8 protein-coding genes and 1 riboswitch are annotated in these 8229 nt (G+C 46.0%); of the genes, 5 read left to right on the top strand and 3 right to left on the bottom strand.

Features of this window, described 5'->3' with window-relative positions; genetic code table 11:
• Both QUA38_RS24375 and QUA38_RS24370 read left to right on the top strand, forming a co-directional pair.
• On the top strand, positions 1–600 hold a 600-nt coding region (locus QUA38_RS24375), incomplete at its 5' end, for an FAD-binding domain-containing protein (protein ID WP_333166472.1).
• A gap of 113 nt (positions 601–713) precedes the next feature.
• A complete protein-coding gene (locus QUA38_RS24370) occupies positions 714–1361 on the top strand; it encodes a Uma2 family endonuclease (RefSeq protein ID WP_333166470.1) in 648 nt (215 codons plus the stop codon).
• A 101-nt stretch (positions 1362–1462) separates the two neighbouring features.
• Here the strand turns inward: QUA38_RS24370 and QUA38_RS24365 are convergent, their stop codons facing one another.
• Positions 1463–1912 (bottom strand): hypothetical protein, encoded by a 450-nt coding sequence (locus tag QUA38_RS24365; RefSeq protein WP_333166467.1) that lies wholly within the window; start codon positions 1910–1912, stop codon positions 1463–1465.
• Between the two features lie 97 nt (positions 1913–2009).
• Here QUA38_RS24365 and QUA38_RS24360 point away from each other — a divergent pair, with 97 nt between their 5' ends.
• From QUA38_RS24360 to QUA38_RS24350, 3 genes are read left to right on the top strand one after another with little or no spacing between them, the layout of a single operon-like run.
• On the top strand, positions 2010–2336 hold the full coding sequence (locus tag QUA38_RS24360) for a hypothetical protein (protein WP_333166465.1): 327 nt from the start codon (positions 2010–2012) through the stop codon (positions 2334–2336).
• A 15-nt stretch (positions 2337–2351) separates the two neighbouring features.
• Positions 2352–4484, top strand: coding sequence for a pentapeptide repeat-containing protein (locus QUA38_RS24355; protein ID WP_333166463.1), 2133 nt, complete (start codon positions 2352–2354; stop codon positions 4482–4484).
• A gap of 56 nt (positions 4485–4540) precedes the next feature.
• On the top strand, positions 4541–4873 hold the full coding sequence (locus tag QUA38_RS24350) for a DUF2834 domain-containing protein (protein ID WP_333166461.1): 333 nt from the start codon (positions 4541–4543) through the stop codon (positions 4871–4873).
• A 404-nt stretch (positions 4874–5277) separates the two neighbouring features.
• On the opposite strand, the gene QUA38_RS24345 is transcribed toward QUA38_RS24350, so the two are convergent.
• A complete protein-coding gene (locus QUA38_RS24345; RefSeq protein ID WP_333166459.1) occupies positions 5278–6852 on the bottom strand; it encodes an FAD-dependent oxidoreductase in 1575 nt (524 codons plus the stop codon).
• 248 nt (positions 6853–7100) lie between these two features.
• On the bottom strand, positions 7101–7820 hold the full coding sequence (locus QUA38_RS24340) for a Uma2 family endonuclease (RefSeq protein WP_333166457.1): 720 nt from the start codon (positions 7818–7820) through the stop codon (positions 7101–7103).
• Between the two features lie 174 nt (positions 7821–7994).
• Positions 7995–8141, top strand: a riboswitch (cobalamin riboswitch).
• Positions 8142–8229: the final 88 nt, after the last annotated feature.

Here is an 8229-nt window from a genome sequence, read left to right as displayed (position 1 = left end):
ACTTGGCAACAGGAAATAGCGTGGCGGGAATTTTACCAACACGCCATGTATAACTTCCCAGAATTAGCAGACGGCCCCTACCGTCAAGCATTCAAAGACTTTCCGTGGGAAAACGATGAAAAGCTTTTTCAAGCTTGGTGTCGGGGCAAAACTGGCTATCCTATTATTGACGCGGCAATGCGGCAGTTAAATCAGACAGGTTGGATGCACAATCGCTGCCGCATGATAGTCGCCAGTTTCCTCACCAAAGATTTAATTATTAACTGGCAGTGGGGCGAAAAATACTTCATGCAAAAATTGATAGACGGCGACCTTTCTGCTAACAACGGCGGCTGGCAGTGGAGTGCATCTAGCGGCATGGACCCGAAACCTTTGCGAATATTCAATCCCGCCAGTCAAGCTCAAAAATTTGACCCAGAAGGCGAATATATTCGGCACTGGGTTCCAGAATTGCGCCGCCTTGATACTAAACTTTTGCTAACAGGAAATATTTCACCTTTAGAACGCCGACTTCTCCATTATCCGTCTCCAATTGTAGATCACAACGAGCAGCAACGCAAGTTTAAAGAACTTTACAACCAGCAAAAAAACGCAGATTAGAGGATTATATTTTTGGCGATAGTTACAAGTAAATTAAGTGGAGTGGCGCCGTGCACCGTTCCAGATAAAAGAGTGTATCAGCTATAATAAACTTAAATAAATCGGAGGTTGAAATGGTAACTCTGCAATTAAAACAAATCAGTGTACCCCCAGGGCAGAGAGTGCTGTTCCATGATGTTAACTGGCAGGAATTTGAAGCAATTTTAGAAGAGTTGGGAGAACACCGTGGCTCTAGAATAGCTTACAGTCAAGGAACTTTGGAGATTAGGATGCCACTACCAGAACATGAGAAAGCTAAAATCATTATTGGCTATTTAGTGAAAATTTTGTTTGAGGAACTAGAAATCGAGTTTGAACCATTTGGTTCGACGACTTTCAAGCGAAAAAGTATGTTACAAGGAATTGAACCTGATGAATGTTTTTACATTCAGAATCACACTCTAATGATTGGTAAAAAGCGGAGCGACTTAACTGTAGATCCGCCGCCCGGCTTAGCAATTGAAATTGATCTAACTTCCCAAACTCAACTCGATGCTTACGAAGCTTTGGGAGTACCTGAAATATGGCGCTATGAAAATAAAAAGCTTGTGATTAATGTGCTTCAAGATGGGAAATATGTTGAATCGGAAATTAGTCCCAGTTTTCCCAATCTGCCAATTATTGAAGCTATCGCTCAATATTGCGAACAAAGCCAAACAGCGGGGACGAGTCAAACTCTCAGATTGTTTCGCAAGTGGGTTAAAGACCAAATAGAAAATTGATATGAAATCCCTATTCCCCGCACTTGCTGTGAGAAAATGGCTTATTTACGATCGCAAAAAAGCCATTTTCTCACAGCCAGCCTCCTGATTCCGTTGTATTTTTAATTTCGCTTTTGGGAAATAGAGAGAGAGTAAGGGTGTTGACCTTGAGATCGATCGCCCACAAAAATAACATAAGTCCCCTTGTCCCCATAACCGGAAAATTCTACATTGCCCGCAGCAGCATTCGCCGGCAGCACGCAGAAACGCCCCCTCGGCCCCTGAATCATCAAACTTGGAGCTCCAGCGGTTTGTACTGCAATCCGCCAGTAAGGCAAATCCTGCGTTACTTCGATGACGTGGTTCGGTCCTTGGGAGACAAAACCGCAGTCGCCACTATTGTTCGGGCCGCCGGAAACTCCAGAAACTCGCAGCGGTTCGGGAAATCCCGGAGCAATTTGTAGCGGTTGGCTCCGAAGGGCACCGGCATCCGCTAAAATCATTGCCAAGGCTAGGGTCACGATCGGGCTAAACCACAGTTTGCCGCGATCGCCCGGATAATTGATCTTCATGTTTCCTCACACAATGGCATTTGGTTCTAGTTCTTTGACGGTAGGGGATAACGGCTGTTCCAAACACATTAATCTAAAATAACTTCGGAATTTTTTTATGAATCCTCAAAATAACTTCAATTGGCAGCAAGCGTTCGGAGAACTAAAAGCTAAACTAGAACGATCGCCAATCATCACACAAAATTCAGACAGCTATCAAGCCGTCGGAACCTTCTACAATCAATTACTGGACAAGTTTCAAAGACTTCCCAAACCGGGGCAGGTGGCAGCCTTTGCCGTCGGAGCGATAATTGTCCTGACAGTCTTCAATAGCGTCGTACAGCTAATTTCAGCGCTGATGACTCTTGCCGTTCTCGGAGTGCTAATCTACATAGCGTATAAATTGGCAATTTCCCCCCAGTCCTCAAATACTAACGACAAATAATAGGAATTTCTAAATATGGCTAACCCCACCGCGCCCAGCGGCATCAATCAACCCGATCCGTCTTGGCAAACACAATCCAAGCAAATGCCACTGCTGGTTCGCAGGTGCGGCGCTTGGGCAGTGGAAATTTCGTTAATTGCGGCCAGCGCCCTCGTTCCCTTCAGTATCGGGGCATTGGTCAACAAGGAATCTCAAACCGTGCCGCTCAATTCCTCAGTAGCAGCAGCATCCGAAACCGTCGCCCGTACCTTGGGCATACCCGTGCGCGATCGCAGCCCCAGAGTCGCACCCCTAACTAATCTATTCTGGTCAGGGGCGCTGCTGGCACCGGCAGTTTTAGCGGGGTGGCAACTGTTTTTGCTCGCCAGAACCGGTCAAACTCTCCCCAAACGCTGGTTCGGGGTCAAAGTTGTCACAGCGTCGGGTACTCCTCCGGGTTTTGGACCCGTGCTAATTCGCGAAAGTTTGGGGCGCTGGGGAGTGCCTCTGGGCGTCGCTTACGGCATTTGGCGCTTGAGCGGTGCGTTTCCAGATTTGCTGATTTTAGGGGGGCTGAGCGGCTTGGCAGTGCTCGCAGACGGAGCTTTTGCATGGCGCTACAAACGGCAAGCGGGACACGATCGCCTCGCGAATACTTTGGTGGTCAACGCTCGATCGAATCAACTGTCTGCCGATCCTGTCAAGAGTCCAGATTGGACTGAGGAAGACGCGCAGATTGCGGCTTTGGTTGTGACTCCACAAAGCGGCCTGAAAACAAATGCCAGTTTGTGGAATTGGATGCGCCAACACCCAGGCACAACTTTAGTGATAGTTACCGTCGGCAGCGCGGGATTGATTTTAACTTTGTTTGTCGGCACTCTCATCTACACTCAAAGTCAAGCAAATTTGCGGGATTCCCGGCAGCGGAACGACGAATTATTTGTAGCTTTAGTTAGCAAATTGTCTCCCACATCGGCTACCGGGGCATCGGGCAGGCGATCGGCTATTTTGGCTTTGGGGGCGGTGGAAGACTCCCGCGCCGTACCCCTGCTAGCGGATTTGCTAGCTCAAGAAGACAACCGCGCCATGTTGGACGCGATCCAGCAAGCTTTAGTCAGTAGCGGGCCGAAAGCTTTGCCTGAGTTGCAGCGGTTGAATCAAGCCCTCAGCAACGACCTCGATTCCCTGCGCTTTGGCGGCAAGGCCCCGGAACGCGAGTTAGCGGCCGCCCGCCAGCGAACAGTACAAAGGGCGATCGGCAAAATTCTCACAGTGTATAGCAGCCAACTCAACGGCGCGGATCTGAGCCGCACGGATTTAGCTCAAAGTCCTGCCGGCCCGTCTCAGTTTACTTTAGTTTTAAACAAAGTTGACTTGTCGGGAATTAAGTTGAGAAATGCTAATTTAACCAATGCCAGCTTGCAGGGCGCTCGCTTTTACGGCACCGGCGAAGACAGGCGTCCGGCTACCTTTGACGATTGGATTTCTGACTTGAGCGGCGCTAATTTGGAAGGAGTAAATTTGACCGGGGCGTCTTTGAACAGTGCTGTAATGAACCGCACTACTTTTGTGCGCGCTGTCATGAACAAAGCTAATTTGTCAAACGGGAATTTGAATTCAGCTAATTTCAGCAGTGCTATTTTAATTGGAGCAAATTTACAGGAAGCACTGTTAAAAAATGCAAGTTTTACCGGAGCAGATATAGGAAGCGCGAATTTGTCGGGAGCGGATTTGTCGGGTGCGCGTTTAGGCAAAGTGAAGGCTCAAGGCGCTCAGTTGTCCTTGACAAATTTGTCTAAATCGGAATGGCAAGGTGCTGATTTGTCCGGTGCTGATTTGAGCGGCGCAAACTTACAAAATGCCGATTTGACTTCGACTAAACTCGCCAACGTGAATTTAAAAGATGCTCGGTTGGAAAATGCGAATTTTCGGAATGCGGAGGTTAGTTCGGTTGATTTTAGGGGCGCGAATTTAGCGGGAGCGAATTTTAAAGGCGCTGTGTTTCTGGGGAAAACCGCTTCGGATCAATTTATTCAAAATCCGACTGGTAATAAATCCGGTCGATTCCTAGGAGTTGATTTTGCGGAGGCTAAGAATTTAGATAAAAGTCAAATTGCTTACATTTGTTTGCAGGGAGGCCTTCATCCGAACTGCCCGAAGAAGAAGTAAGGATGGGTTGTTAACGAGTAGGCTAATACAGTTGATGACGAACAGGTAGGGTAATTATGAGCGTTAAGCGAATCATTTATCTCATCCTAGCCATTCTGGGGCTTGTGCTGCCTTGGTACTATAACTTGCAGTTTTTTAGCAATGCTGGCTTGCTCGACTTTGTAAACGAGAGTTCGGCTAATCTTGCTGCGAAATCGGTAAGTTTAGATTTGTTTATCGCAACTGTAGCGGGAAGCACTTGGATGTACACTGAGTCAAAACGATTGGATATAAGTTTTGTAGGGCTGTACATACTTCTGGGTGTGCTTGTTTCATTTTCATGTGCTTTCCCGCTTTTCTTGTTTGTGCGGGAAACCAAGCTGGAAAAATCAAGCGAAGTCTCCAGTTGAAAAATTGTTTCCTCGGTTAGTGCCGCGCAGCACAATAATTCGGTGCAGGCGATCGAGCTATTATATAATTTCCGGTAAAATCACCGTTATAGGTTTGTAGTGACGACGGAAGTGCTCAGAATTTTATGAGGATTAAAGTCCTCACTACAAAACAACGTGATTGTTGCCGTTCGAGGGGACATAATATTAATAGCAGTTTCACTCATTTCTTGCTAAAAACTTTTGGGTTTAGTTTCGTTCCACCTGCCCAACCTACTACTGAATTGTTTATTGAAGTTGCTATTAAATCGTTCCCGGTTGCCTCGGTATTTGTTCCAATTTCCAAACAGTCCGTTGTCCCGAAAGCATAATTTTAGTCAACAGCCAACAGTCAACAATCATGAGGACTGCAACCAGAATTTATATTACGCAATAGCATCCGAACTGGCAAGAGTCTCGAATTGCGCCAATAACATTGCCTCACCATTATTTGGAGTTCCAAAAATTTTAGGTAACTGACCTGTTTGGACGAGAACTTGCCTCACTTCTCGGTTAGATACATCGGCTAGATTTTTGTTATTTAGAATGGCATTAACCGCAGCGATACCCACACCTTGACCAACTGCGGCGTTGAATTCCACAATTCTGCCGACAGAACAAGCAAACCCTTCAAATCCAGAACAGGGACTGACCACTGCCAGGTTAGGAACGTTTTTAATTAATGCGTGGCGGATGCCAATATTAAAGATAGGGTGTTTAAAACTCAGACTTTTAAACCATCCTAGACCATTGGCTTTATCGCGAATACCCCGGATGCCTCCCCGTACATCAAAATGATAGCTAAATGTTGCCAGTGCCTCATTAGCAGGTACGCCACCTAAGAGCATTTGGGCGCCAGTCAAAGGTTCTACAACTCCCGTCACATTGCCGACGTGTCTAATATAAAGTTCTGAGGCATAAGTGACAGAAGTAGCGCCCAAACTCTTCAGCCAAGTTTTAACAAATAACATCTCTCTTTGCATATTAGCCGTGGGTTTGCTCCCGTTTCTGGCTAAAGCTTCCGCTTCGCTGGCGGTGACGGCAAATAAAAGCGCATTCCACGAAAGTCTGTCATTTGGAAGTATGGCTATATTTCCTTCATCTAAAATTACGCCAGTTTCAGAAAAAGATAGTTTTATTCCTCTAAAGGAGTGGTAAGCTACAGACAGAGCCGGCGAACGAACATCGATGTAATCGTTGCCCGCCCACAGAGTTTTGAGATTTCCTTGGGTGTCAATCATTTCCCGCCGGAGTTCTTGTGCTAGTTTGACATCCTTGTCTGCAGCGTAGAGCAAAAATTTTTGACTCTCTGAATCTGCCAGGTTTGTGAAGCGTTTTAGATAAATATAATCGAATTCTTTCAGTGCTCTTGCACTGAGTCCTTGGGTTTCAAAAACGAGGGTGACTGGAAGTTCTGAGTTAGGCAGACCCAATGTTTCAAATCCCTTCAGCTTTCTCACACCGGCAGCTTGAGCTAATTCGGCATTGACAGTGGCATCAATAAATTGCTTGCCGGCATAAACTACGCCTTGAGAGGTGGTTATACTGGCAATTTTTTGACCTTCTTTACTGACTGATTTAATTTCTACTTTGCTGAGGAGATCTGCCCCAGCTTGTACCAGCATTTCTTTCAGCGCTGCACTGGCTTTGCGGGGGTCAAGTGCAATTGCCTTAACGCCGGATTTTTGTAAAAATTCTTTATAGATTGTCGTCGGTGAACCAAAGGTATCTAACTTTAAAGATTGTTGAAGTTCTTCATTAATCTGACTTCTATCTAAATAAGCAAGGGCGCCTCTTACCAAATGCCCGCCAATTCCTTCTTGCAAGCTTGCTTTCGACATCAGTAGAATTCGCGGATAACGCTTTGTTCGGCGAAGATATTCTCTGGAGGCAGAGATAACAGCTAGAACTCCTGGAACTTCATCACCAAAACAGATGATATCGTAAGAACGCAGATCCATGACCATTATTTAATAACCTCTCCTGATTTTCATCTTTTCGAGCGGGAGCTCAATGTTTGCCGTCCAACTCTCTGTTTTTCCCAACTCTAGCTCGCTCTTTCCTGATTTTTGCGATAAATATTCACACATTCCTGGATGCAGCAACCGGGTTTTTTCCTGAAAATCTTTCGTTGAGGACGATCGCACTCGGTTGAAAAACCCGCTTTCTGAGCGTCTAGATTCGGTCAGTCTGGTACTCTTGATTGCCATCAGGTCAGATTATCAGGATCTATCCCCAACTCCCGCAATCGCTGAGCTAGTCGATCGGAACGTTCAGCCAGTCGATCGGCGCGCTGCGATTCCTGTTGGGCGCGCTGCGTGGATTCTTTCACCTGTTCTTCAGGAGTCAGATAACGTTTTCCATCGGCATCATACCAATACAACCACTCCCTTGTCACCCCAGAATAACTTCCCCTTTCACAACCAATCCCCAAACCAATTTCTGGCATCCAAACTGGATTTCCTGGCTGTAATTCATACTTTCCATTGACTAACTTGTGTACTTCTAAACGAGGTTTACGACGGCGGCGGGAAGAATAAATGACGTAATAAAGTACGCCTAAAGCTTGATATTCCTCCCACTTGGTGCTGTATTCTTTGCGATAAGTTGGGGAAACTACTTCCAGCACAAAACTCGGCAGAACATTTTCATCCCACAACACGTAACTGGGACGCAATTCTTCATCATAAAACCTTTCTACACCTAAACTCAAGAAAGCATCTGGCACAATGGCAGGTTTATCCGGGTGATAATAGATACCCATATCTATGCCAAAAAACCAGTCCATGCGTTCTGACCAAAGTATGAGCAATATTGCTTTTAACAAGCCTGGTATTAGCTCTTGCAGTTCGTTATCCACAGGCGTTTCATCCGAGTCTGGTAGTTCATCGGCGGAGGGCAAGTTCCTCCGCAAGTTGTACTGTAACATTGCGGGTTTCCTCAAAACTCATTAATATTATACAGTGGATTTGTTGAGCGATCGTATTTATTGAACGAACCGCGAAGAACCGAAGGAAGAGAAGAGAAGATAATAGGTAATTTTGACTTAGTTAATCAGAAGTAATTTTTGTAAAATATTTGCTGAGACTTACACGATCGACTAAACTATGTCTAACGAGTCGGTTCTAATGGGGAGCAGCCGTTAGAGGAAACGGGGAAAGTTCGGTGCAAGTCCGGCGCTGTCCCGCAACTGTAATGAGAGTCTTATCGCTTTCTGAGTCAGGATGCCCGCCGATGTGTTAGTTTACATAGTCTCATCTGCGAGGTTCAGCGTGAAGACCAGAAATCGGAAATTGGTCAGCTTGGGATTGATGGCTGGCTTGAGTTGTTATATTGTC

It is taken from the genome of Microcoleus sp. Pol12B4, assembly GCF_036701385.1.
Lineage (GTDB): Bacteria > Cyanobacteriota > Cyanobacteriia > Cyanobacteriales > Microcoleaceae > Microcoleus.
This window is presented reverse-complemented; position numbering and strand designations above follow the sequence as displayed.

What these genes read in the sequence shown, in the direction of transcription:
- QUA38_RS24370 (WP_333166470.1), top strand. Translation starts at nt 714, where the DNA reads ATGGTAACTCTGCAATTAAAACAAATCAGTGTACCCCCAGGGCAGAGA.
- QUA38_RS24365 (WP_333166467.1), bottom strand. Translation starts at nt 1,912, where the DNA reads ATGAAGATCAATTATCCGGGCGATCGCGGCAAACTGTGGTTTAGCCCG.
- QUA38_RS24360 (WP_333166465.1), top strand. Translation starts at nt 2,010, where the DNA reads ATGAATCCTCAAAATAACTTCAATTGGCAGCAAGCGTTCGGAGAACTA.
- QUA38_RS24355 (WP_333166463.1), top strand. Translation starts at nt 2,352, where the DNA reads ATGGCTAACCCCACCGCGCCCAGCGGCATCAATCAACCCGATCCGTCT.
- QUA38_RS24350 (WP_333166461.1), top strand. Translation starts at nt 4,541, where the DNA reads ATGAGCGTTAAGCGAATCATTTATCTCATCCTAGCCATTCTGGGGCTT.
- QUA38_RS24345 (WP_333166459.1), bottom strand. Translation starts at nt 6,852, where the DNA reads ATGGATCTGCGTTCTTACGATATCATCTGTTTTGGTGATGAAGTTCCA.
- QUA38_RS24340 (WP_333166457.1), bottom strand. Translation starts at nt 7,820, where the DNA reads ATGTTACAGTACAACTTGCGGAGGAACTTGCCCTCCGCCGATGAACTA.